This is a genomic window from Sphingobium boeckii, from assembly GCF_014199215.1.
Lineage (GTDB): Bacteria > Pseudomonadota > Alphaproteobacteria > Sphingomonadales > Sphingomonadaceae > Sphingobium_A > Sphingobium_A boeckii.
In genome coordinates, this window is sequence record NZ_JACIJC010000004.1 from 506780 (window position 1) to 530073 (window position 23294).

Sequence of the window (23294 nt, forward strand, 5' to 3'; positions counted from 1 at the left end):
CGCTCCTCATCGTCCGCTGAGCGCCCGTTCGAAACTGTAACGGATATGATCCACATGTCCGTCCAGCCCAAAGATCAGCGGGTCGGCGGGATCGCAGATCGCGTCGATCCTTTCGCCCACCTGCTCGATCGTCCAGTCCTTCTGATAGACGCCCCGGCTTTCGCCGATGAACGCCCGCGCGACGCGTCCGGCGATCGAAACCAGCATCTCGCCGGTCAGCGAACAGCTTTCATGCGCCAGCCATCCGACGACGGGGGACACCAGATCCGCGCCCATCGGCGGATAGGCCGAGACGTCGATCCCGTCGGCCATCCGGGTTACCGCGCCCGGCACGATGATGTTGCATTTCACGCCCTCCGCCGCGCCTTCGATCGCCACGACATTGTTGAGGCCGATCATGCCCGCTTTCGACATGCCGTAATTCACGACATTGGCATTGCCATAGAGCCCGCCGATCGAGGAGGTCAGGATGATCCGGCCATAGCCCGCCTTGCACATGATCGGGAACGCGGGACGCACCACATGAAAGGCACCGCGCAGGTGCACGTCGATCACGGCATCGAAATCTTCCTGGCTCAGATCCTTCATCGAGCCGTAGCGGACGTTGCCGGCATTGTGGATCAGGATGTCGATCCGCCCGAAATGATCAAGCGCCGCCTGGATGATCGCCTGGCCGCCTTCGGGCGTGGCCACCGACTCGGTGCACGCCACGGCTGTGCCGCCCGCCGCCCGGATTTCGCGCACCACTTCTTCCGCCGGACCGACATCGATACCGTCCCCGCGCATCGGGCCGCCCGGATCGTTGACCACGATCCTGGCCCCGCGCGCGGCGAGCAGCAGCGCATATTCCCGTCCGAGGCCGCGGCCCGCACCGGTGATCACGGCAACGCGATCGTCGAATCTCAGCTCTGACATCATGGCCTCATGGGTTCGCGCAGACAGACCCGATGAGTGATCCGCCCGGTCTCTTGGTGCAAGGATGCGGCTTTGTGAGGCCAAAGGCATCGCACGGGCGTCATTGTCGGCGGGCATTTCGCGCCTTGGCGATCATTGGCTATGACAGGCTGAACGCACGACAGGGATTGGGTATCAGGATGCAGGTTGCGATTATCACCGGCGCGGGCAGCGGGATCGGCCTTGGCACCGCGAAGATGCTCTATGATGCGGGCATGGCGATCGTCGGCGTCGGGCGCGATCAGGCCAAGCTCGCCGCGCTCGAAACCACGATCGCCGATCCCGCCCGTCTCGCCACGCTCTCGATCGACGTCACGGCGGACGATGCACCGCAACGGATCGTCCAATGCGCGCTCGATCGCTTCGGCCGGATCGATTTCCTCGTCAACAACGCCGGTTCGGGCAGCCCCAAGCCCCTGCACGAGACCGATGACGAGACCCTCGATTATTTCCTCGGCCTGATGCTGCGCGCGCCATTCCGCCTATGCCGCGAAGCGATCGTCCATATGGGCGAGGGCTGCGGTATCGTGAACGTCAGCTCCACCTATGCGGTGATCGGCGGACGCCGCGGCGGCGCTTATTCGGCGGCCAAGGGCGGGCTGGATGCGCTGACCAAGCATATCGCGTGCGATTATGGCCCCCAGGGCATCCGCGCCAATTGCGTCGCGCCCGGCGTCACCATGACGGACATGGTGCGCCACCGCTTCGAGGATGAAATGTTCAAGCGCGTCAATGTGGAGACCACGCCCTTTCCGCGTCTCGGCGAGGTCAGCGATGTCGCCAGCACGATCGCCTTCCTCTGCTCGCCCGGGGCCGGCTTCATCAACGGCCAGACGATCGTGGTGGATGGCGGCTGGACGACGACCAAATATCTCTCGCCGCGCGCACTCACGACCCGATGGGTAGATGCTGCCGAGACATGAGGCCGCGCCGCATCGGCGGCACAACAGGCAGCGGGATCAAAAAGCCCGCGCTATTAGGGAGAGAGAAGATGACCATCGGATCGCGCGCATTGCGCTTCGTCATACCGACCATCGCCGCCATTCTCGGGAGCAGCAGCGCCAGCGCGCAGGAGCCGCCCCCCGCCCCGGCCGTGATCGAACCGGACGGCACGGTGAACGTCCCCGCCTTCCGCCTGCCCCCGTCTGTCTATCTCAGCGCGGAAGCGGCGAAGGCACTGCCCCGCACGCCCACCGATCCCGAAGAACCGATGATGCGCGCATTGGCCACGGGGCAAGCCGGCGCGCTGCGGCAGCGAATGCCGCAGCTCATGGGGCCGAGCCTCGACAAGCTGAAGGCGATGTATCAGGTCGAGACGCGGGTGGGCGAAATCGCCGGCGTCCCCGCCGTCTACGCCAGGCCGGTGGGCGGCGTGCCCAAGGCCAATGCAAAGAAGATCCTGCTCAATCTGCCTGGCGGCGGCTTTATCATGGGTGCGGCCGGCGGCACGGGCATGATCGAATCGATCCCGCTGGCCGGTCTTGCCGGCGTGGAGATCGTCAGCATCACCTATCGTCAGGGTCCGGAGCATCGATATCCGGCAGCCACCGAGGATGTGGTGAAGGTCTATCGCACACTGCTCAAGACCTACAAGCCGCAGGATATTGCGATCTTCGGATGTTCGGCCGGGGGGCTGCTCACCGCCGAAGCCATGGCGCTGTTCGTCAAGCAAGGTCTGCCGATGCCCGCAGCGATCGGCATCTTCTGTGCTTCGGCCGATGCCCGCTGGGGCGGGGACAGCCGCGCCTTTGGTCGCCCGTTCCAGGGATTTGCGCCCAAGGAAGACAGTCGGGATTATTTCAAGGGTGTCGATCTGGCAGATCCGATGGTGTCGCCCGTCCTTTCTGCCGAAACGCTTGCCCAATTCCCGCCCGCGCTTATCATCACCGGCACGCGCGCGTTCGAGATGAGCGCCGCGGTCAACACGCATCGCGAATTGATCAAGGCCGGCAGGACCGCCGATCTCCATGTGTGGGACGGCCTGGGTCACGCCTTTTTCTATGATGCCGCCCTGCCCGAATCGCGCGAAGCCTTCGATGTGATGACGCGCTTTTTCCGAACGCATCTCAAGCTGGCGAAATAGCCGGGTCGCACGGTCTCAAGCCTTGATCGCGCGCCAGCAGAATTCCCAGATGTCACCGGCCAGCACGGTCCGGCGCTGTAGATCGGGGCGCGCGCCTTCCTCGGCCAGCAATTCGGTATGCACCGTGGTCGAGACCAGATTGTAGACCAGCATCGCCATCCACGGTGCGGCCGCTGCCCGCACCTGGCCCGCAGCCATGCCATCGGACATTTGCCGCGCGATCAGGTCGATGAGCGGGCTGACCGCTTTCTGCAGCGCCGCCGGGCGCGCTTCGGCCAGGCGAAGATGTTCGCGGCTGAGCGCTGCTCCGCGCCGCTGCCCCTGTTCGCTCGGTGCCTGATCCGCCATGCCGCGCCCCAGCACGATCGCAGTCACGATATGGCGCAGCCGCGCCATGGGATCGGGCAACGCATCCACCTGCTCGGCAAAGAGCGTGGCGGCCAGGCGCAGCGTATGCGCGAACACCGCGAGCACCAGATCGTCCTTGCCCGCAAAACAATCGTAAAAGGCGCGCCGCGCCAGCCCCGTGCGCAGGAGCACAGCGCGGATCGTCAGGCCTTCCAGCCCGGCCTCATCGAGCAGGTCATAGGCCGCGGCCACGATCTGCGTGGCGCGATCGCAGACGTCGCCTTCAACCTCACTCACCCATGATCTCGCATCCCGCCACCCATCATCCGCAAAACAAAGCCTTCCCTTCTAACAGCCCGGCGTTATAGTGCCAGCATTGAGAACAGCGTTCTCGAAACGAAAAACGGAATGAAGGAGGGGTCGATGGCGTCCATCACCTATGTCGAGTTCAATGGTGCGCAGCATGTGATCAACGTCGCTGACGGCGATAATGTGATGCGCGGCGCGCTGGACAATGGAATCGAGGGCATCATCGGCGAATGCGGCGGCGGCCTCGCCTGCGCCACTTGCCATTGCTATGTCGATGACGCCTGGGCCGATCGCCTGCCCGCACCTGGCCAGACCGAGCTGGACATGCTCGAATGCGCGTCGGCGGAGCGCAAGGCAACCAGCCGGCTGAGCTGCCAGATCGTCATCGATCCCGCGTTGGACGGCCTCGTCGTCCATCTGCCCGAAACGCAATATTGATTGAGGAGAGCTGCCATGGCCACCGCACCCGCTGCCGAAGTCCCCGCCCATGTTCCCCCCGAGCTGGTCTATGAGATCGGTCTGACCACCGGCCCCGAATTTCTCGCCGCGCCGCACGCATTCATGGCGAAGCTGCACGAGACGCACCCGCCGATCTTCTACAGCGTCAATCCGATTGCCGGAAATAGCTGGGTCACGATCAAACATGCGGATGCCTTTTTCACGCTGCGTCATCCCGAATATTTCACCACCGCCGGCGCGACGCCCTTCCCCCGCGATCCCAATAATTATTTCTTCTTCATCCCGCTGGAAATCGATCCGCCGCATCACCGCAAATATCGCGCGATCCTTGATCCCACCTTCTCGCCCCAGGGCGTGCTGAAGCTGGAGGGCTATATGCGCGGGCTGGCCAATGATCTGATCGACGACTTCATCGACAAGGGCGAGACCGATTTCACCACCGCCTTCGGTCGCCCCCTGCCCGTGTCCATCTTCCTCGATCTGATGGGGCTGCCCCAGGATATGCGCGACACCTTCGTCGGCTGGGCCGTCAATCTGCTCCATTCGCAGGATCGCACCTCCGCAGGGCTCGCGATGCGCGGGATCGAAGCCTATCTGGCGCAGGTCATCGCGGAAAAGACGATGACGCCCGATGATCGCGTGATCAGCACGATCATCCAGGCGCGCCCCGATGGCGAGCCGCTCACCGAGCGCGAGATTTTCGGCTTCACCTTCTTCCTGTTCATCGCCGGGCTTGATACCGTGTTCGCCACGCTCAACAACATGTGGCTGTGGCTTGCCAACAATCCCGACCGGCGGCAGGAAATCATCGACAATCCCGACAATATCGACGCGCAGGTGGAAGAGCTTCTGCGCGTTTTCTCGGTCACTTTCTCCGGGCGCACGCTCACGCAGGATATCGAGATGCGCGGCGTCCAGATGAAGGCGGGGGATAAATTCTCCAGCATTCTGCCTGCCTGCAATTATGATCCGGAGGTGTTTCCCAATCCCACCACGGTGGATTTCAGCCGTCCGCGCAAGCCCATCCTGGCCTTTGCCGGCGGCGTGCATAGCTGCATCGGCGCGCATCTGGCGCGGCTGGAAATCAAGGTGGCGTTGCAGGAATGGCTCCGCCGCATTCCCGATTTCAGCGTCGCGCCGGGTGCCAAGACCGAATATTGGCCGGGCGGCGTGGTCGGGCCGAAGGCGCTGCCGCTGATCTGGTAACAGGTCTCAAAAGGATGCGCGGTTGCGCGCCACCAGATCGTTCAGGAAATCGACGACCGCGCGGATGCGCGGCAGTTTCTGCTGGTCGGCGTGCATCACCATCCAATAGCTGCGGATGATCTCCACCTGCTCGGGCAGGATCCGGATCAGCCGTTCGTCCGCCTCCGCCGCAAACACATGGAGCAGCCCCAGCCCCAGCCCGGCGGCCACTGCGGCCTGCTGCGCGGCGATCGAGCTTGAACGGAACACCGGGCGCGCATCCGCCATGATTTCGCGCAGATAGCGCAGCTCGGGCAATTCGAGCATATCGTCGATATACCAGGCGAAGGGATGCGCCGCCGCCTGATCGGCATTCGTGATCGCGCCGTGCGCGGCCAGATAATCTCGTGAGGCGTACAGGCCGATCCGATAATCCACCAGCCGCTTTGCCACGATCTTGCCCTTGGGCGGGCGGTTGAGCGTGATCGCGATGTCCGCTTCCCGATTGACCAGGCTCACAAGGCGCGATTGCGGCGACAGCTCCAGATGAAGTTCGGGGTGCAGCGCGCTCAGCCGCGGCACATGGGGGGCGAGCAGGAAGGTGCCGAACGCCTCTGGCGTGGCGAGCCGCACCGTGCCCGACACCGCCGCGTCCAGGCCGCCCAGCATGTGCGTCGCGGCCGAAACCTCCGCCTCCATCCGTTCGGCAAAGGCCACCAGCGCCCCGCCCGCCTCGGTCAGCCGAATTCCGCGCGGCGATCGTTCGGCCAGCTTGGATCCCACCACCGCCTCAAGCGCGTTCAGCCTGCGGGCGAGCGTCGTCTGATCCAGCCCCACCTGCCGCGCAGCCGCGGTCATCCGGCCGGCGCGGGCAATGGCCAGGAAAAGCCGGAGATCATCCCATTGCGGCAGTATGGACATTTTCGCATATCCAATAATCAGTTTTGTGAATTTCGCGGCGCGTTTGCATAGCCTATTCCATGCGGCAACAAAGTCGAGGAGAGAATCATGCGCACCATCACCAATTTCATCGACGGCGCCGCTGCGCCGCTGACCAATCCCCGTCTGGGCGAAGTCTATGCGCCCACGATCGGCCAGGTTCAGGCCCATGTCGAACTCAGCACGCCCGCCGATCTGAACGCCGCCGTTGCCAATGCCGTCGCCGCGCAGCCCGCCTGGTCCGCGATGAACCCGCAGCGCCGCGCGCGCGTGATGTTCAATTTCAAGGCGCTGATCGAGCAGAATATGAACGAGCTGGCCGAAATGCTGGCCTCCGAACATGGCAAGGTGATCGACGATGCCAAGGGCGATATCCAGCGCGGGCTCGATGTGGTGGAATTCGCGTGCGGCATCCCGCATCTGCTGAAGGGCGAATATACCGAGGGTGCCGGGCCGGGGATCGATGTCTATTCCGTGCGCCAGTCGCTCGGCGTCTGCGCCGGGATCACGCCGTTCAACTTTCCCGCCATGATCCCCTTGTGGATGCTCGCCCCCGCCATCGCCTGCGGCAACGCCTTCATCCTCAAGCCTTCGGAGCGGGATCCTTCGGTGTCGGTGCGGCTCGCCGAATTGCTGATCGAGGCCGGCCTGCCCAAAGGCATCCTCAATGTGGTGCATGGCGACAAGGTGGTCGTCGATGCGATCCTCGATCATCCTGATATCAAGGCGGTGAGCTTCGTCGGCTCCTCCGATATCGCGCAATATGTTTACGGCCGCGGCGCGGCAAACGGCAAGCGGATGCAGTGCATGGGCGGCGCGAAGAATCACGGCATCATCATGCCCGACGCCGATCTGGATCAGACGGTGGCCGATATCCTCGGTGCAGCCTATGGCTCTGCGGGCGAACGCTGCATGGCATTGCCCGTGGTCGTGCCCGTGGGCGAGCAGACCGCGACCACGCTGCGTGAAAAGCTGGTCACCGAGATCGAAAAATTGAAGGTGGGCATCTCCACCGATCCCGAGGCGCATTATGGCCCGGTGGTCAGCGCGCAGCATAAGGCGCGGATCGAATCCTATATCGACATGGCCGTGAAGGAAGGTGCCGAACTGGTCATCGACGGTCGCGGCTTTTCGCTGCAGGGCTATGAAGACGGTTATTTCCTCGCCCCCACGCTGCTCGATCATGTCACGCCCGCCATGCAGAGCTATCAGGAAGAGATCTTCGGCCCCGTTCTCCAGATCCTGCGCGCCAAGACGTTTGAGGAAGCGGTCAGCTATCCGACCCAGCATCAATATGGCAATGGCGTCGCGATCTTCACGCGCAACGGCGATTTCGCCCGGCGGTTCGCCGCCTCCGTCGAAGTCGGCATGGTCGGCATCAACGTGCCGATCCCCGTGCCCGTTTCCTATCACAGCTTCGGTGGCTGGAAGCGGTCCGGCTTTGGCGACATGAACCAATATGGCATGGACGGCGTACGCTTCTACACCCGCGTCAAGACCATCACGCAGCGCTGGCCCAGCGGCGGTCTGGTCAGCGATCAGAGCTTCGTGATCCCCACCATGGGGTGATCGCCACGCATCGTCCCCGCGAAAAGGGCCGGTTCACCCTTCACGCATCGGATTGAATCGGGCATCCAGCCCGTCTCAATCGCAGATGCGTGGAGGGGTGGATCGGATGCAGGCGGTGATTGGGAATGCGCGGGCCGAATGGCGGCGGCATTATATGGTGCCGATCGCGGCGCTGCTGGGCTATGCCACCAGCGTCATCCATATCTATGGCCTCGGCCCTTATATCCAGCCGATCAGCGACTCCTTCGGCTGGTCGCGCACGCAGACCACGATTGGGCTGACGATCGCCACGCTGATCCAGGCGGTTTTCAGCATCCCCATCGGCCTCCTGGTCGATCGTTACGGCCCCCGGCTGTTTGGCCTCATCGGCATCCTCCTGACCTGCGTGGCCTTTGCGCTGCTCGGCACTGCGTCGGGCGACAAGCTCCAATGGTATGGGCTGTGGATCATCATGGCCGTCGCCACCCTGCCGGTGCAGGCGACGATCTGGACCAGCGCCGTGGCCACCCGCTTCGAAGCCTCGCGCGGGCTGGCCTTCGCCATCACCTTGTGCGGCGCGTCGATCGCCGCAACGCTGTTCCCGCTGCTCGGCACCTGGCTGATCGGCGCTTATGGCTGGCAGACCGCCTTCGTCATCCAGGCGGCCATCTGGGTGGCCATCGCCTTTCCCGTGATCTTCCTGTTTTTCCGCGGCGCGCATGACAAACAGCCCAAATCGGCCCCCGCCCGCGAGGCCCGACGCGAACTCGAAGGCGTGAGCCTTGCCGAGGGTCTGCGCTCTTTCATCTATGCCCGGCTGCTGCTCGCCAGCCTGCTCTTCACCTTCACCATCATCGCGCTGGTGGTGCATTTCGTGCCGATCCTCGCCAATCTGGGCGCGGATCCGCTGAAAGCGGCAGGCATCGCCTCGCTGGTCGGCATCTTCTCGATCGCCGGCCGGCTGGCGACAGGGCTGCTGCTGGATCGGTTCCGCGGATCGTTGGTGGGTGCCGCGGTGTTTCTGCTGCCCGCTCTGGGCTGCGCGGTGTTGCTGACGGCCGGCGATGGATTTCTCGGGCAGGCCTTCGCCGCCGCACTCATCGGCCTGACTTTGGGCGCTGAAGTGGATGTGATCGTCTATCTGACAACCCAGCATTTCGGGCTGAAATCCTTTGGCGGTCTTTACGGTGGCCTGCTTTCGGCGCTGTCGATCGGCACCGCGACCGGACCGCTGGGCGCGTCGGTCATCTTCGACGCCTTCGGCAATTATACGCCGTTTCTCGCGCTCACCATAGGCCTGATGCTTGCCAGCAGCCTGGCGCTCGTCAGCCTGCCCCGGCCCGTCTACGCCAAGAATTAGACCGTGATGACTTTAGACAGGATCACAGACGGTCATTGCGAGCGCAGCGAAGCAATCCATTGGATGCTTGCGGCATCGCTGGATAGCTTCGCTGCGCTCGCAATGACGGTTACAATTCAAGTCATCCCGCTTAGCGCTGCCGGCTATCCGGTCAGGCGCGCTGGGACACCGCTTCATGCGCCTTGATCAGCGCGTCTGCGCAACCCACCAGCGATTGTGCCGGGCCTTGCGTGCCGAACACATGATGCGTGCTATACGCGCCTTCGATCAGCATCAGCAGTCCATCGGCCAGCGCATCGGGTTCGCGCACGTCGAGCTGCCGGGTCAGTTCGACCAGCCTTGATCGTAGCTCGACCTTGCAATTCTCCACGATCACCCGGCCCGGATGGCCCGGCTCGGGAAATTCGACCGCGGTGTTGGACATGGGGCAGCCGCGAAAATCGGGCTTGCTCATCTTGTCGGCATAATAAGTGACGAAGGCGCGGAGCTGGGCGCGCGGATTCTTGTCCGCCGCCAGCAACACCGCATCGATTTCCGCCCAGCTATCTTCTGCAAAGCCTTCGAGGCAGGCGGCGACCAGATCATCCTTCGAGGCGAAATTGCGATACAGACTCGGCTTGGTCACCCCCGCCTGAGTCACGATCTCGTCCACGCCCACCGCCCGGATGCCGCGCTTGTAGAAAAGCTCCATCGCCGTATCGAACACACGCTTTGCTGCGCCTTTGCGGGGTACGCACGCGCTCGCTTGGCAGGTCGATAGCTTTTCTTTGGCCTTCATTTTTCGCGATCCTCAATTTCGCTCTTGATAAAAATGTAACCGATCGGTATCTGAAACGCAAGAGACGTACCGGTCAGTCACATTTATGCACCGAGTCGTCTTGCCGCAGTATGAACACAGGGAGACAATCGATGGCGTATCGCGCTTTCGATGTGGAGACGTTTGACTCCGCAACACGCTGGGAAACCAACACCGCCGAGGCGACGGTCGCCGCGCGCTTCACCGCGCTCGAAGCGCGCGTGATCGCCATGGCGGATCATGACCGGCTGGAGACGGGCCGCCCGCCCTCGCGCATCGGTCGCGCGCTCGACGCCGTGTTCGGGATCAAGCGGACCGCGCCGCTGGCCGATCCCAAGCTGGAGGCGCTGCGCCGCTTCACCGTGATCGCGCGGCTGGCCGAGGGCCGCCTGCCCGAACGCGAGATCGAGACATTCACCGCCGCGGGCTTTTCCCCGCTTCAGGCGCGCGCGCTGCAATTGCGTGCCGCCGCCACACACCTTTTCGCGCATTGAGGGATCATCCCATGTACCAGTCATTTCCCAAGGACGAACTCGGCCTGCTCCCGCCCGGACAGGATCCCGCGGTCACCCGGCCTTCGCGCCTCTCGCGCCGCGCCAAATCCGGTATCGCTGCGGTCTCGCTGGCAGTGATCGCCTTCGCCGGCCTGAAGGGTTTCGGCGGCACCGAAGCCAAGGCCGACGCGCCTCCCCCCGCCAACGTCACCATCGCCCAGCCGCTGCAACGCGATATCGTGGAATGGGATGATTATGTCGGCCGCTTCGAGGCCAGCCAGTCGGTGGAGATCCGGCCGCGCGTTTCGGGCCAGCTCCAATCCATCCATTTCAAGGATGGCGATGTGGTGCAGAAGGGCCAATTGCTCTTCACGATCGATCAGCGCCCGTATCTGGCCACGCTCGCCGAAGCCCGCGCCCGCGTCGCCTCCGCCCAGACTGCGCTTGCACTCGCCAATAGTGAATATGCCCGCGCCGCCCGGCTGGTAAGCGACGAAGCCGTCAGTCAGGAGGAAGTGGATTCGCTCGCCGCCGCGGTGCGCGCTGCGTCTGCCGGTGTCGCCGCCGCGCAGGCCGTGGTGCGTCAGCGCGCGCTCGATCTGGAGTTCACCAACGTCCGCGCGCCCGTCACCGGGCGCATCTCCGACCGGCGCGTGGATATCGGCAATCTGGTCGCGGCCAATGAATCCATGCTCACCACAGTGCTGGCGCTCGATCCGATTTACTTCACATTCGAAGGATCTGAGGCGCTCTATCTGAAGGCGCAGCGCGCCAGGCAGCAAGGGGAAGACGCCGCGCAGCAGGTGGAGATCAAGCTGCAGGACGAAAGCGGCTATGACCGCACCGGCCGGGTGGATTTCACCGACAATGCGATCGATCCCAGATCGGGCACGATGCGCAGCCGTGCTGTGCTCTCCAACGCGGATTATTTCCTCGCTCCCGGCATGTTCGGCAATATGCGGCTGACCGCGGGTGGCACGCATAAGGCGCTGCTCATCCCCGATGCCGCGGTGCGCACCGATCAGGCGCGCAAGGTGGTGTTCGTGGTGGCGAAGGATGGCACCGTCGCGGTGCGCCCCGTGGAGCCGGGTCCGCTCGTGGGCGGCCTGCGCAGCATTCGCTCGGGGCTGAACGCGGATGATCGCGTGGTGATCCAGGGCGTGCAGTTCGCCGCGCCGGGCAGCAAGGTCAATCCGCGCCCCGGCAAGATCGATCCCCCCGCCGGCTTCAAGCCCGCCGCACGCCCGGTGCAAAGCCCGGCCGCGTCCCAGGCGACACTGGCGCAGTAATACCATTCTCCGTTCGGGCTGAGCCTGTCGAAGCCTCTTCCCCCTTTCAGATCGGGAAGAAGGAAGGGGTTTCGACAAGCTCAACCTGAACGGATCGAGAGCCAAGAAAACAAAAGGCAAAAAGCCATGGGTATCAGCCATTTCTTCATCCGCCGCCCGATCTTTGCGGGCGTGATCGCGATCATCATCACAATCGTCGGTGCCATCGCCTATTTCGGCCTCCCGGTGTCGCAATATCCCGATGTCGTCCCGCCCACAGTCACCGTCAGCGCCAATTATCCCGGTGCGTCTGCGGATACGGTGGCCGATACGGTCGCCGCGCCGCTGGAGCAGCAGATCAACGGCGTGGATAACATGCTCTATATCTCCAGCCAGTCGACCGGAGACGGAAAACTGGCCGTCACGGTCACGTTCAAGCTCGGCACCGATCTCGATACCGCACAGGTTCTGGTGCAGAATCGCGTCGCGCTGGCCGAACCGAGCCTGCCGGAGGAAGTGCGCCGGCAGGGCGTCATCGTGCGCAAGACGTCGCCGTCCTGGCTGATGGCGGTCAACGTCCTCTCCCCCGATCATTCGCTGGATCGCGGCTATGTCTCCAATTATGCGCTCACCCAGATCAAGGACCGGCTGACCCGCGTCGAAGGCATTGGCGATGTCCAGGTGTTCGGCGCGCGCGACTATGCGATGCGCGTGTGGATCGATCCGGGCCGCGCCGCGAGCCTCGGGCTGACCGCGGGCGAGATCGTCGCGGCGCTCCGCGCGCAAAACGTCCAGGTTGCCGCCGGCACGATCGGCCAGCCGCCTTATGACAATGGCGCCGCCAACCAGATCAGCGTGGAGACCCAGGGCCGCTTCAAGACACCGCAGGAATTCTCCAGCATCGTGATTCGCACCGATGAAAGCGGCGCGATCACCCGGCTGTCCGATGTCGCGCGGGTGGAGCTGGGTGCCGAGGATTACGGCGTGAACGCCTATCTCTCGGGCCAGGATTCGATCATCATGGGGATCACCCAGCGGCCCGGCACCAATGCGCTCGCCGCCGCGGAAGGCATCAAGGCCGAGCTGGCCGACGCCGCCAAGACCTTCCCCAAGGGTCTCGAATATCGGATCATCTGGAACCCTACCGAATTCATCAGCGATTCGATCGGCGCGGTGCAAAAAACGCTGTTCGAAGCGATGGTGCTCGTCGTGCTCGTCATCGTCGTCTTCCTGCAAAGCTGGCGCGCGGCGATCATCCCGGTGATCGCCATCCCCGTCTCGCTGATCGGCACGTTCGCCGTGCTCGCAGCGCTGGGCTATTCGCTCAACACGCTCTCGCTCTTCGGCCTGGTCCTCGCGATCGGCATCGTCGTCGATGACGCCATTGTCGTGGTGGAGAATGTGGAGCGCAATCTGGAGAACGGCCTCAGCCCCAGGGACGCCGCGCACCGGTCGATGGACGAAGTGTCCGGCGCATTGGTGGCGATCGTGCTCGTGCTGGTGGCGGTGTTCGTGCCGACCACCTTCCTCACCGGCATCTCGGGCGAATTCTATCGCCAGTTCGCCGTCACGATCACCACGGCCACGATCATCTCCTTGATCCTGTCGCTCACCCTCTCCCCGGCGCTTGCCGCACGCCTGCTCAAGCCCAAGGCGACGGAAGAACCCGCCGGGGGCTGGCGGCGCATGGCCTATCGCGCCGGTGCCAAGTTCAACCACGGCTTCGATCGCATGAGCCTCTGGTATGCCGGGCTCACCCGCCGCGTGGCCAGCCAGCCCAAGAAGATGCTGTTTACCTATGGCGGTCTCGTCGCGGCCACGCTCGCCTTGTTCTGGGCCACGCCGGTCGGCTTCGTGCCAGCGCAGGATCAGGGCTATGCGCTGGCCGTCATCCAGCTTCCGCCGGGCAGTTCGGTGGAGCGCACCGATGCCGTGCTCAAGAAAGCCGTGAAGAAACTGCTCGAAGTTCCCGGGGCTCAAGCCGCCGTGATGTTCGCGGGTTTCGACGGCGCTTCCAGCACGCAGGCGTCAAACGCCGCCGCCGCCTACATCACCTTTACGCCCTTTTCCGAGCGCGCGGGCACCGATCGCACCGAGGCCAATATCGAGAATGACATGCGCGCCGCGCTGTCCGATATGGACGAGGCCATGGCCTTTGTGCTGCCGCCCCCGGTCATCCGCGGGATCGGCAATGGCGGCGGCTATCGCATGATGGTGCAGGATCGCAATGGCGAGGGGTTCCCCGCGCTCGAGCAAGCCGCTGGCGGCCTGATCGGCGGTGCGCATCAGGACAAGGGGCTGGCCAACGTCTTCACCCTGTTCAACACCGCAACCCCGCGCATCTATGCCGACATCGATCGCGCCAAGGCCGATATGCTCGGCGTCCCGCCATCGCGCGTGTTCGAAGCGCTGCAGGTCTATCTCGGCTCGGCCTATGTGAACGACTTCAACCTGCTGGGTCGCACCTTCCGCGTCACCGCGCAGGCCGAAGCCGATGCGCGGGATGATCCCGCCGACATCGCGCAATTGAAGACCCGCTCCAATGGCGGCGGCATGGTCCCGATCGGCGCGGTCGCGACGTTCGAGAACAAGACCGGCCCCTATCGCGTGACCCGCTACAACCTCTTCCCCGCGGTCGAGGTGGATGGCGAAACCGCAAAAGGCTATTCCAGCGGCCAGTCCATGGCCACGATGGAAGTCCTGTCCAAAAAGCTGCCAGCCGGTTTCAGCGCCGAATGGACCGGGATCGCCTTCGAGCAGCAGGCGGCGGGCAATGTCGCCGCGATCGTCTTCGGCATGGCGGTGGTGTTCGTCTTCCTCGTGCTGGCAGCGCAGTTCGAAAGCCTGATCCTGCCGCTGGCGATCATCCTGATCGTGCCGATGACGCTGTTCGCCGCGATGGCGGGCGTCAATCTGCGGGGCATGGATAACAATATCCTGACCCAGATCGGCCTGATCGTGCTGATCGGTCTGGCCGCCAAGAATGCGATCCTGATCGTGGAGTTCGCCAAACAGGCCGAGGAGCGCGGTGCCACCCCGCTTGAAGCCGCCGTCGAAGCCGCCCAGGCCCGTCTGCGTCCGATCCTGATGACCAGCTTCGCCTTCATCCTCGGCGTTCTGCCTCTGGTCACGGCCTCCGGCCCCGGCGCTGAATTGCGCCAGGCGCTGGGCACCGCGGTCTTCTCCGGCATGATCGGGGTCACCGTGTTCGGGCTGATCTTCACGCCGGTCTTCTACGTCGCTCTCCGCACGATGAATGGCTGGTGGCCACGTCGTCGTTCGCCGGAGCCCGTGCTCCAGCCCGCTGAATAAGGACATCGCTGTGTTCGATCTCACCCAATCCCTTCTCCGCCCCCTGCCCTTTACCTCCCGCCACGCCTCCGTGGAGGGGGTGGGGGTGGCCCCTTCTTCAGGGGGGCAAAAAGCAGAAGCCACCCCCAACCCCTCCGGCAAGGGCTGGAGGGGAGCGGGCAAGCGATTGTCCATGATGTTGGCCTCTGCTGGCCTGCTGACGCTCGCCGCCTGCGCCACCGGCCCGGATTACAAGACGCCCGTCGCCGCCGCCCCCGCCACCGGCGCCTTCATCGGCGGCACCCATCCGGCCTTTTCAGTCGCCGAGCCTGCGGGCGAATGGTGGCGGCTGTATCAGGATCCGGTGCTCGACAGCCTGGTGGCCGACGCCTTTGCGCACAACACCGATCTTCGCATCGCCTCCGCCAATCTCGCGCGCGCAAGAGCCTTGCTGCGTGAGACCCGCGCCGATCGTCTGCCCCAGACAGCGATCGGCGCGGGAGCCACCTATGGCCGCACGCCTGCCATCCAGACCGTGCCGGGTCTCGACCGCGAAGGCGACAGCTATGATGTCGGGCTGAGCGTCTCCTATGAGGTCGATCTGTTCGGTCGCGTGAAGCGTTCGATCGAGGCGGCGCGCGGCGATGCCGACGCTTTGGCCGCCGCGCGCGACGCCGTGCGCGTCGCGATCGCCGCCGAAACCGCGCGTGCCTATGCCGATGCCAGCGCCGCCGCCGAGCGGCTTGAGGTCGCCAGCCGCACCGTCGGTCTGATCGATCAGACCCTGAATATCACCACCAAGCGTTTCGAAGCGGGTCGCGGGTCGCGTCTCGATGTTGCCCGTGTCGCGTCCCTTCGCGATCGGCAGCAGGCCATGTTGCCCCCGCTTCGAGCCGGGCGCGACGGGGCTCTGTTTCGCCTCGCCACGCTCACCGGTCGCGCGCCTGCCGAGCTCCCCCACGCGGCAGGCGCGCGCCGGACCATCTTGCGTCTGGATCAGGCGATCCCGGTCGGCGACGGCCGCGCCTTGCTCGCGCGCCGCCCCGATATCCGCCAGGCCGAACGCAGGCTGGCGGCGGAGATGGCGCGGATCGGAATCGCCACCGCCGATCTCTATCCGCGCATCACCTTCGGCGGATCGATCGGTGCCACCGGCCCCTCGCTTGGAGACATCTTCACCGGCGGACCGTTCCGCTGGCTGTTGGGGCCGCTCGTCAATTGGGCCTTTCCCAATCAGGAAGCCAATCGTGCACGCATAGAAGCCTCCGAAGCCTCGGCCGCCGCCGCGCTCGCCAGCTTCGACGGCATCGTGCTGAATGCGCTGCAGGAAACCGAAACCGCGCTCTCGGTCTATGCGCATGAACTCGATCGCCGCCAGTCGCTCACCGCCGCGCGCGAACAGGCGGGTGTCGCCGCGAAGATCGCCCGCGTCCAGTTGCGCGAGGGCAAGATCGATTCTCTGACCGTGCTCGATGCCGAACGCTCGCTCGCCGAGGCCGAGGCCGATCTGGCTTTGTCGGATGCACGCATCGCCACCAGCCAGGTCGATCTCTTCCGCGCACTGGGCGGCGGATGGCAGGTGGATGCGGGGGCGGTGAGCTAGCCCCCTCACCGTTTGTCCCGAGCGTAGTCGAGGGACGTGGTCACCTGCACCCACGTCCCTCGACTGCGCTCGGGACAAACGGCTTTAATGAGGGTTACTCCCCCAGCGCGATCACGATCGCATCGATCCGCCGCAGCGTCCCGACGAACCCCTCAAGCTCCGCCTCGCTGAATTCCGCAAAAATCCGCCGCTCCAGCTCAAGCGCCTTGGGCGCGATGGCGGCATAGAGTTTGCGCCCTTCAGCGCTCAACGCCAGTAGATGCGAGCGCCGGTCCACCGCATTGGGCTTGCGCTCGAGCAGCCCGCGCTCGGTCAGCGCGATCGCGGCGCGGCTGACGGTCACCTTGTCCATCCGCGTCAGCTCGCAAATCTCCTGCTGCGAAATCCCTTCGCGTTCCGCCACCCAGGCAATCACGCGCCACTCCGCGATCTTGATCCCGAACAGCGCGTCATAGCTCTGCGCGATCGTACTGCTCACCAGATTGCTGGTGAAGGACAGGCGGAACGGGATGAAGGCGTCGAGCTGGAGTGTCTTGGCAGTCATCGGCCGACCGTAGCATTTGACACCATGGGCGCAACGGCGCATATTGGTATCAATAGATACTAGTTTGGAGACTCAACATGGCCGCCGATCCCCGCAATCCGCTGGGCCTGAACGGGTTCGAATTCGTTGAATTCACCTCGCCTGCGCCTGAAAAAATGGCGCGGCAGTTCGAGCAGCTCGGTTTCGTGGCCACACACCGTCATCCTTCAAAGAACATCACCCGCTATCAGCAGGGCCGGATCAATCTGATGCTCAATCGCGACGCAGACGGCCGGGTCGCGGCGTTTCGCGGCGTGCATGGTCCTTCGGCCAGCGCGATGGCCTTCCGCGTCGCCGATCCCGAAGCGGCGATGGCATGGGCGCTCGATCACGGAGCCAAGCGCACGATCGAGGATGACACGGTGATCGAGGGGATCGGCGGCTCCTATCTCTATTTCATGCAGGATGGCGGCGATCCCTATGCGGATTGGGCCGAGTTTGACGGGTGGCGCGCCTTGGCCGCCGAAAAGAATATGGGCCTCGATCTGCTCGATCACCTCACCCACAATGTGAAGCGCGGCCAGATGCGGGTCTGGTCCGAATTCTACAAGACGCTGTTCGGCTTTGAGGAACAGAAATATTTCGACATCAAGGGCAAGGCCACGGGCCTGTTCAGCCAGGCGATGATCGCGCCGGACAAGGCGATCCGCATTCCGCTCAACGAAAGTCAGGATGACAAGAGCCAGATCGAGGAATTTATCCGCGATTATCAGGGCGAGGGCATCCAGCATCTCGCCTTCACCACCGGCAATATCTACGACACGGTCGAGAAACTCCGTGCCAATGGCGTGAAGCTGCAGGATACGATCGAGACCTATTATGAGCTGGTGGACAAGCGCGTCCCCGGCCATGGTGAAGATCTGGAACGGCTGAAGAAAAACCGCATCCTGATCGACGGCGATGTGCAGGACGAGGGTATCCTCCTCCAGATTTTCACCGAGAACACCTTTGGTCCGATCTTCTTCGAGATCATTCAGCGCAAGGGCAATGAAGGCTTCGGCAATGGCAATTTCCAGGCGCTCTATGAATCGATCGAACTCGATCAGATCCGTCGCGGTGTGATCACCGTCGATGAATGAGACTGCGGCCCGCATGATGACCGGCTTCGGCAATCACTTTGCCAGCGAAGCCGTGGCGGGTGCCCTGCCGCAGGGGCAAAACAGCCCTCAGAAAGCGCCGTTCGGCCTTTATGCCGAGCAGCTTTCAGGCACGGCCTTCACCGCGCCACGGGCGGAAAACAAGCGGAGCTGGCTCTATCGCTTGCGCCCCACCGCCAATCATCCGGCATTCGTGCCTTATGCGCGCGAAACGCGGTGGTGCTCCGGCCCGTTCGATGAAATGCCGCCCACGCCCAATCGTCTCCGCTGGGATCCACTGACGATCCCGGCAGAGCCGACCGACTTTTTAGACGGCATGACGAGCTATTGCGGCAATGGCGATCCTGCGACGGCCAGCGGGATCGGCGTGCATCTCTATGCCGCCAATCGCTCGATGGAGCGTCGCGCCTTTTTCAATGCCGATGGCGAGATTCTGATCGTGCCGCAGCAGGGCGGTCTCCGCATCACCACCGAAATGGGTGTCATGACGATCGCACCCGAGCAGATCGCATTGATCCCGCGCGGCATCCGCTTTCAGGTGGCGCTGCTGGACGGGCAGGCGCGGGGCTATGTCTGCGAGAATTATGGCGCGGTGTTCCGGCTGCCCGATCTCGGCCCGATCGGTGCCAATGGTCTGGCCAATCCGCGTGATTTCGAAACGCCCGTCGCCGCCTTCGACGATGACGACGCCCCGTTCGAAATCATCCAGAAATTCGGCGGCAGCCTCTGGACCACCACCCAATCGCATTCGCCTTTCGATGTGGTCGGCTGGCACGGCAATCTCGCACCCTATCGTTATGATCTGCGCCGCTTCAACGCGATCAACACGGTCAGCTTCGATCATCCCGATCCTTCGATCTTCACCGTGCTGACGTCGCCTACCGATACGCCGGGCACCGCCAATTGCGATTTCGTGATCTTCCCGCCGCGCTGGATGGTTGCCGAAAACACCTTCCGGCCGCCCTGGTTTCATCGCAATGTGATGAGCGAATTCATGGGGCTGATCCACGGTGCTTATGATGCCAAGGCGGGGGGGTTCGCACCCGGCGGCGCGTCGCTGCACAATGGCATGAGCGGCCATGGCCCCGATCAGGCGAGCTATGAGGGCGCGGTCACGGCCGAGCTGAAACCGCACAGAATCGAAAGCACCATGGCCTTCATGTTCGAAAGCCGCTTCCCCTTCCGCCCCACCCGCTTCGCCAGCGAAACCCCCTTGTGCCAGCTCGATTATGACGATTGCTGGACCGGATTTCAAAAGGCGCAGGTGCCGCCCGGCGCATGACCGATGCCAAGCGGTTGTTCGCGACGCCCGCCGGGGTCACACTTGGTCCGCTGATGCAGGTGGCCGACGGCGCGGCGCGCAATTTCGTGCTGCAGATGAAGGCTGGCCGCTTCCACGGCTTCGTCGTGCGGCAGGGTGAAAGCGTGCACGGCTATGTCGATCGCTGCCCGCATATGGGCGTGCCGATGACGCAGACACTCGATGATTATCTCACGCCCGGCGGCACGCACATCGCCTGCGCCTGGCACGGCGCGCTCTTCACGATAGGAGAAGGCCTGTGCGTTGGCGGCCCCTGCACCGGTCAGCGGCTCACCCCCTGGCCGGTCACGGTGGTGGATGGCGTGATCGTCACGGCCCAGGGCGGCGAGGGCGCGTAAAGCGTTTCGAGAAACCCGATGAACGCAGCCATCGCAGCGGTCGGCGTCATTGCGGGATAGACCGCAAAGATGCCGACATCGGTCGATCCCTCATGATCGGACAGAATCCGCTTCAGCCGCCCGTCCGCCAGTTCGGTCCCCACATCCCATAAAGACCGCAGCGCCACCCCCGCGCCCGAGATCGCCAGCTCGCGCACCACCTCGCTCGAATTGGTGGTGACCAGGCTCTTGCCGTCCACGGTCCGTGTGCCCTTCGGCCCCACCAGCTTCCACGGCAATTGCCCCGACGCCGCCAGCAGGCGATGCTTTGCAAGTGCGCTCAACGTCTCCGGCTCGCCATGCGTCTGCAGATAGGCGGGCGCGGCGCACAGGACGCGCTGGCTCGTCGCCAGCCGGTGCGCCTTCAGACTCGGGCTGACGTCGGCGGTGATGCGGATCGCCAGATCCACCTGCGGGGAGAACAGATCGGTGAAATCATCCGACAGGTTGAGCGTGACCTCCACATGCGGATAGAGACCCAGAAATGTCTCCAGATGCGGCGCGATGTGCATACGCCCGAACGAAGTCGGCGCCGATATCCGCAGCGGCCCGGCGGCTTCTCCGATCCGCCCGGTCACCCGATCCTCCGCCGTGCGCAAGGCCTCGAAGATCGTCCCGAGATCGCTCCGCAGCCGCTCGCCCTGCGGGGTCAGCGCCATCTTGCGCGTGGACCGGTGGATCAGCCGCGTGCCCAGCCGCTGCTCCAGCCGCGCCAGCCTTTTGGAGACCATCGCGGGCGAAACCCCCAGCCGCCGCGCCGCCGCAGACAGCCCCCCCATATCCACCACGGTCACGAACAGATCGTAATCAGGGTCCATCATGATGTTAACCCAGAGGAAAAACTGTCTTGCATTATTGATGTCTAGTGAAAGACTGGGTGGGGGTCTAGATATGTGTCCACACCGACGGTGCAGCAACTCGCCGTCACCCTGAACTTGTTTCAGGGTCCATTTCAATGTCACGACCATATTGCGGGCGGAAGCATGGATGCTGAAACAAGTTCAGCATGACGGTTTAGCTCCGCTGGTATTAGCAAAAGGGCATATCATGATCGACAAATCCGGCCTCCAGATCGCCGAAAGCCTCGCGCGCTTCATCGAGGACGAAGCCCTTCCCGGCACGGGAATCGCGCCCGCCGCTTTCTGGCAGGGCGTGGCGGATATCTACACCCGCTTCGCCCCGGAAAACGCGGCCCTGCTCGCCAAGCGCGATTCGCTCCAGGCACAGATCGATGCCTGGCACGAAGCCCGCAAAGGCCAGCCCCTCGACACCGCGGCCTATCAGGCCTTCCTCCGCGAGATCGGCTATCTCGTCCCCGAACCCGCGCCCTTCGCCATTACCACGCAGCATGTGGACGATGAACTCGCCACGCTCGCCGGGCCGCAGCTTGTCGTCCCCGTGCTCAATGCACGCTTCCTGCTGAACGCCGCCAACGCCCGCTGGGGCAGCCTGTATGACGCGCTTTACGGCACCGATGCGCTCCCCGGCGCGGCAGCGGGCAAGGGCTATGATCCCGTCCGCGGCGCGCAGGTGATCGCCTGGGCCAAGGCCTTTCTCGATCGCAGCGTGCCGCTGGCCTCGGGAAGCTGGACCGACTGGACGGGAGGCGCACCCACGCTTGCCGAGCCTGCCCAATTCATCGGCCATGCGGGTGCCAATATCCTGCTCCGCCACAATGGCCTGCATATCGAACTGGTCATCGATCCCGCGCATCCGATCGGCAAGGACGATCCCGCCGGACTCGCGGACGTCACCCTCGAATCCGCGCTCTCCACAATCGTCGATCTGGAGGATTCGGTCGCCGCGGTGGATGCAGACGACAAGGTCGCCGCCTATGCCAATTGGCTCGGGCTGATGAAGGGCGAACTCACCGCCAGTTTCCAGAAGGGCTGGCAGACCATCACCCGCGCGCTCGCGCCCGACCGCGCTTACACCGCGCCCGATGGCACCGCCTTCACATTGCCCGGCCGCAGCCTGCTCTTCGTCCGCAATGTCGGCCATCTGATGACCACCCCCGCCATCCTGCTCGCCAATGGGCAGCAAGCACCCGAGGGCATGTTGGACGGCATCGTCACCAGCCTGATCGCGCTCCATGATCTCAAGCGCACCGGTGCCTTCGTGAACAGCCGCGCGGGCTCCATCTATATCGTGAAGCCCAAGATGCACGGGCCGGAGGAAGCCGCCTTCACCAACGATCTGTTCGATGCGATCGAGGATCTGCTCGGCCTCGCCCGCCACACGATCAAGGTCGGCGTGATGGACGAAGAACGCCGCACCTCGGCCAATCTCGCCGCGTGCATTCAGGCCGTGAAAGACCGGATCGTGTTCATCAACACCGGCTTTCTCGATCGCACGGGGGACGAGATGCACACATCGATGCAGGCCGGGCCGATGATCCGCAAGGGCGACATGAAGGCTTCGTCATGGATCGCATCCTATGAGGATCGCAACGTCCAGATCGGCCTCGCTTGCGGGCTTTCGGGCAAGGCGCAGATCGGCAAGGGCATGTGGGCCGCGCCCGATCGGATGGCGGACATGCTCGATCAGAAGATCGGCCATCCCAGGACCGGCGCGAACACCGCCTGGGTGCCCTCGCCCACCGCCGCCACGCTCCACGCCACCCATTATCACGCGGTCGACGTGTTCGCGCGTCAGGCCGAGCGCAAGGCAGAACCCGTCGCCAGTCTCGATGCGCTGCTGACCATCCCGCTCGCAACGGGTCAGAATTGGTCCGACCAGGAGATCAGCGACGAGTTGGACAATAATGCGCAAGGGATCCTCGGCTATGTCGTCCGCTGGATCGATCAGGGCGTCGGATGTTCCAAGGTGCCCGATATCCATGATGTCGGCCTGATGGAGGATCGCGCCACCCTGCGCATCTCCTCCCAGCATATGGCCAATTGGCTGCTCCATGGCATCTGCACGCCCGCGCAGGCCGATGCCGCACTCAGCCGGATGGCGGCCAAGGTCGATGCGCAAAATGCGGGCGATCCGCTTTACCATCCGATGGCTGGAAACGAGGCCACCAGCCTCGCCTTCCAGGCCGCCCGCGCCCTGGTGTTCGAAGGCATGGCCCAGCCCAATGGCTATACCGAACCCCTGCTCCACGCCTTCCGCGCCAAGGCGAAGGCACTCTAAATTCCTCCCCGGCACGGGGAGGGGGACCGCCCTTGCGGTGGAGGGGCAGTGGCAGCGCGCGGCTCCGTCCGGCTACGGCGAGACGACTGCCCCTCCGTCAGCCTTCGGCTGCCACCTCCCCGTGCCGGGGAGCGATGATTT

General features: G+C 64.1%; 20 protein-coding genes. 14 read left to right on the plus strand and 6 right to left on the minus strand.

Translation table 11 applies throughout. The features are described 5' to 3' along the window. Positions 1-6: 6 nt before the first annotated feature. Complete coding sequence (locus FHS49_RS13945; RefSeq protein WP_184019554.1) at positions 7-915, minus strand: SDR family NAD(P)-dependent oxidoreductase; 909 nt, start codon at positions 913-915, stop codon at positions 7-9. A 179-nt stretch (positions 916-1094) separates the two neighbouring features. On the opposite strand from FHS49_RS13945, the gene FHS49_RS13950 reads away from it, so the two are divergent. Continuing rightward, positions 1095-1877 (plus strand): SDR family NAD(P)-dependent oxidoreductase, encoded by a 783-nt coding sequence (locus FHS49_RS13950; RefSeq protein ID WP_184019556.1) that lies wholly within the window; start codon positions 1095-1097, stop codon positions 1875-1877. 68 nt (positions 1878-1945) lie between these two features. Further along, the gene (locus FHS49_RS13955) at positions 1946-3037 is read left to right on the plus strand and encodes an alpha/beta hydrolase fold domain-containing protein (protein WP_184019558.1); all 1092 of its coding nucleotides are present in this window, start codon (positions 1946-1948) and stop codon (positions 3035-3037) included. A gap of 15 nt (positions 3038-3052) precedes the next feature. On the opposite strand, the gene FHS49_RS13960 is transcribed toward FHS49_RS13955, so the two are convergent. Next, entirely contained in the window at positions 3053-3682 is a 630-nt protein-coding gene (locus FHS49_RS13960) for a TetR family transcriptional regulator (protein ID WP_184019560.1), read from the minus strand. A gap of 126 nt (positions 3683-3808) precedes the next feature. Between FHS49_RS13960 and FHS49_RS13965 the strand changes: the two genes are divergently transcribed. Together FHS49_RS13965 and FHS49_RS13970 are read left to right on the plus strand one after the other, a co-directional pair. After that, positions 3809-4132 carry a 2Fe-2S iron-sulfur cluster-binding protein gene (locus FHS49_RS13965; RefSeq protein ID WP_184019562.1) on the plus strand — a complete coding sequence of 108 codons (324 nt, stop codon included), beginning with the start codon at positions 3809-3811 and terminating at the stop codon, positions 4130-4132. Between the two features lie 15 nt (positions 4133-4147). Further along, the gene (locus FHS49_RS13970; protein WP_184019564.1) at positions 4148-5359 is read left to right on the plus strand and encodes a cytochrome P450; all 1212 of its coding nucleotides are present in this window, start codon (positions 4148-4150) and stop codon (positions 5357-5359) included. Between the two features lie 6 nt (positions 5360-5365). On the opposite strand, the gene FHS49_RS13975 is transcribed toward FHS49_RS13970, so the two are convergent. Further along, positions 5366-6259, minus strand: coding sequence for a LysR family transcriptional regulator (locus tag FHS49_RS13975; protein WP_246350718.1), 894 nt, complete (start codon positions 6257-6259; stop codon positions 5366-5368). 87 nt (positions 6260-6346) lie between these two features. Between FHS49_RS13975 and FHS49_RS13980 the strand changes: the two genes are divergently transcribed. Together FHS49_RS13980 and FHS49_RS13985 are read left to right on the plus strand one after the other, a co-directional pair. Next, positions 6347-7846: a CoA-acylating methylmalonate-semialdehyde dehydrogenase gene (locus FHS49_RS13980; protein WP_184019566.1), complete on the plus strand. Its 1500-nt coding sequence runs from the start codon at positions 6347-6349 to the stop codon at positions 7844-7846. Positions 7847-7952: 106 nt separating this feature from the next. Beyond that, positions 7953-9185 (plus strand): MFS transporter, encoded by a 1233-nt coding sequence (locus FHS49_RS13985; protein WP_184019568.1) that lies wholly within the window; start codon positions 7953-7955, stop codon positions 9183-9185. A 151-nt stretch (positions 9186-9336) separates the two neighbouring features. Here FHS49_RS13985 and FHS49_RS13990 read toward each other — a convergent pair whose 3' ends face one another. Next, positions 9337-9963: a TetR/AcrR family transcriptional regulator gene (locus tag FHS49_RS13990; protein ID WP_184019570.1), complete on the minus strand. Its 627-nt coding sequence runs from the start codon at positions 9961-9963 to the stop codon at positions 9337-9339. A gap of 131 nt (positions 9964-10094) precedes the next feature. Here FHS49_RS13990 and FHS49_RS13995 point away from each other — a divergent pair, with 131 nt between their 5' ends. From FHS49_RS13995 to FHS49_RS14010, 4 genes are all read left to right on the plus strand, one after another. Further along, complete coding sequence (locus FHS49_RS13995; protein ID WP_184019572.1) at positions 10095-10475, plus strand: hypothetical protein; 381 nt, start codon at positions 10095-10097, stop codon at positions 10473-10475. A gap of 11 nt (positions 10476-10486) precedes the next feature. Further along, positions 10487-11764, plus strand: a complete 1278-nt coding sequence (locus FHS49_RS14000; RefSeq protein ID WP_184019574.1) for an efflux RND transporter periplasmic adaptor subunit — start codon at positions 10487-10489, stop codon at positions 11762-11764. Positions 11765-11890: 126 nt separating this feature from the next. Continuing rightward, complete coding sequence (locus FHS49_RS14005; RefSeq protein ID WP_184019576.1) at positions 11891-15055, plus strand: efflux RND transporter permease subunit; 3165 nt, start codon at positions 11891-11893, stop codon at positions 15053-15055. 172 nt (positions 15056-15227) lie between these two features. Continuing rightward, positions 15228-16637, plus strand: a complete 1410-nt coding sequence (locus FHS49_RS14010) for an efflux transporter outer membrane subunit (protein WP_184019578.1) — start codon at positions 15228-15230, stop codon at positions 16635-16637. 94 nt (positions 16638-16731) lie between these two features. Here the strand turns inward: FHS49_RS14010 and FHS49_RS14015 are convergent, their stop codons facing one another. Continuing rightward, a complete protein-coding gene (locus FHS49_RS14015) occupies positions 16732-17181 on the minus strand; it encodes a MarR family winged helix-turn-helix transcriptional regulator (RefSeq protein ID WP_184019580.1) in 450 nt (149 codons plus the stop codon). A gap of 77 nt (positions 17182-17258) precedes the next feature. Here FHS49_RS14015 and hppD point away from each other — a divergent pair, with 77 nt between their 5' ends. Genes hppD through FHS49_RS14030 form a run of 3 tightly spaced genes read left to right on the plus strand, consistent with a single transcriptional unit; the run spans position 17259 to position 19976 of the window. Further along, complete coding sequence (gene hppD, locus FHS49_RS14020) at positions 17259-18299, plus strand: 4-hydroxyphenylpyruvate dioxygenase (RefSeq protein WP_184019582.1); 1041 nt, start codon at positions 17259-17261, stop codon at positions 18297-18299. A gap of 16 nt (positions 18300-18315) precedes the next feature. Beyond that, positions 18316-19599 (plus strand): homogentisate 1,2-dioxygenase, encoded by a 1284-nt coding sequence (gene hmgA / locus FHS49_RS14025; protein ID WP_184019868.1) that lies wholly within the window; start codon positions 18316-18318, stop codon positions 19597-19599. Continuing rightward, positions 19596-19976, plus strand: coding sequence for a Rieske (2Fe-2S) protein (locus FHS49_RS14030; RefSeq protein ID WP_184019590.1), 381 nt, complete (start codon positions 19596-19598; stop codon positions 19974-19976). The genes hmgA and FHS49_RS14030 overlap by 4 nt, the downstream gene beginning before the upstream one ends. Here FHS49_RS14030 and FHS49_RS14035 read toward each other — a convergent pair. Beyond that, positions 19901-20836, minus strand: a complete 936-nt coding sequence (locus tag FHS49_RS14035; protein WP_184019592.1) for a LysR family transcriptional regulator — start codon at positions 20834-20836, stop codon at positions 19901-19903. The two genes, FHS49_RS14030 and FHS49_RS14035, sit on opposite strands and share 76 nt — an antisense overlap. Positions 20837-21062: 226 nt before the next feature. Between FHS49_RS14035 and FHS49_RS14040 the strand changes: the two genes are divergently transcribed. After that, the gene (locus FHS49_RS14040) at positions 21063-23153 is read left to right on the plus strand and encodes a malate synthase G (protein ID WP_184019594.1); all 2091 of its coding nucleotides are present in this window, start codon (positions 21063-21065) and stop codon (positions 23151-23153) included. The last annotated feature ends 141 nt before the right edge of the window (positions 23154-23294 follow it).

Coding starts and splice junctions, on each gene's coding strand:
- FHS49_RS13945 (WP_184019554.1), bottom strand. CDS start 915: ATGTCAGAGCTGAGATTCGACGATCGCGTTGCCGTGATCACCGGTGCG.
- FHS49_RS13950 (WP_184019556.1), top strand. CDS start 1,095: ATGCAGGTTGCGATTATCACCGGCGCGGGCAGCGGGATCGGCCTTGGC.
- FHS49_RS13955 (WP_184019558.1), top strand. CDS start 1,946: ATGACCATCGGATCGCGCGCATTGCGCTTCGTCATACCGACCATCGCC.
- FHS49_RS13965 (WP_184019562.1), top strand. CDS start 3,809: ATGGCGTCCATCACCTATGTCGAGTTCAATGGTGCGCAGCATGTGATC.
- FHS49_RS13970 (WP_184019564.1), top strand. CDS start 4,148: ATGGCCACCGCACCCGCTGCCGAAGTCCCCGCCCATGTTCCCCCCGAG.
- FHS49_RS13975 (WP_246350718.1), bottom strand. CDS start 6,259: ATGTCCATACTGCCGCAATGGGATGATCTCCGGCTTTTCCTGGCCATT.
- FHS49_RS13980 (WP_184019566.1), top strand. CDS start 6,347: ATGCGCACCATCACCAATTTCATCGACGGCGCCGCTGCGCCGCTGACC.
- FHS49_RS13985 (WP_184019568.1), top strand. CDS start 7,953: ATGCAGGCGGTGATTGGGAATGCGCGGGCCGAATGGCGGCGGCATTAT.
- FHS49_RS13990 (WP_184019570.1), bottom strand. CDS start 9,963: ATGAAGGCCAAAGAAAAGCTATCGACCTGCCAAGCGAGCGCGTGCGTA.
- FHS49_RS13995 (WP_184019572.1), top strand. CDS start 10,095: ATGGCGTATCGCGCTTTCGATGTGGAGACGTTTGACTCCGCAACACGC.
- FHS49_RS14000 (WP_184019574.1), top strand. CDS start 10,487: ATGTACCAGTCATTTCCCAAGGACGAACTCGGCCTGCTCCCGCCCGGA.
- FHS49_RS14005 (WP_184019576.1), top strand. CDS start 11,891: ATGGGTATCAGCCATTTCTTCATCCGCCGCCCGATCTTTGCGGGCGTG.
- FHS49_RS14010 (WP_184019578.1), top strand. CDS start 15,228: ATGATGTTGGCCTCTGCTGGCCTGCTGACGCTCGCCGCCTGCGCCACC.
- FHS49_RS14015 (WP_184019580.1), bottom strand. CDS start 17,181: ATGACTGCCAAGACACTCCAGCTCGACGCCTTCATCCCGTTCCGCCTG.
- hppD (WP_184019582.1), top strand. CDS start 17,259: ATGGCCGCCGATCCCCGCAATCCGCTGGGCCTGAACGGGTTCGAATTC.
- hmgA (WP_184019868.1), top strand. CDS start 18,316: ATGACCGGCTTCGGCAATCACTTTGCCAGCGAAGCCGTGGCGGGTGCC.
- FHS49_RS14030 (WP_184019590.1), top strand. CDS start 19,596: ATGACCGATGCCAAGCGGTTGTTCGCGACGCCCGCCGGGGTCACACTT.
- FHS49_RS14035 (WP_184019592.1), bottom strand. CDS start 20,836: ATGATGGACCCTGATTACGATCTGTTCGTGACCGTGGTGGATATGGGG.
- FHS49_RS14040 (WP_184019594.1), top strand. CDS start 21,063: ATGATCGACAAATCCGGCCTCCAGATCGCCGAAAGCCTCGCGCGCTTC.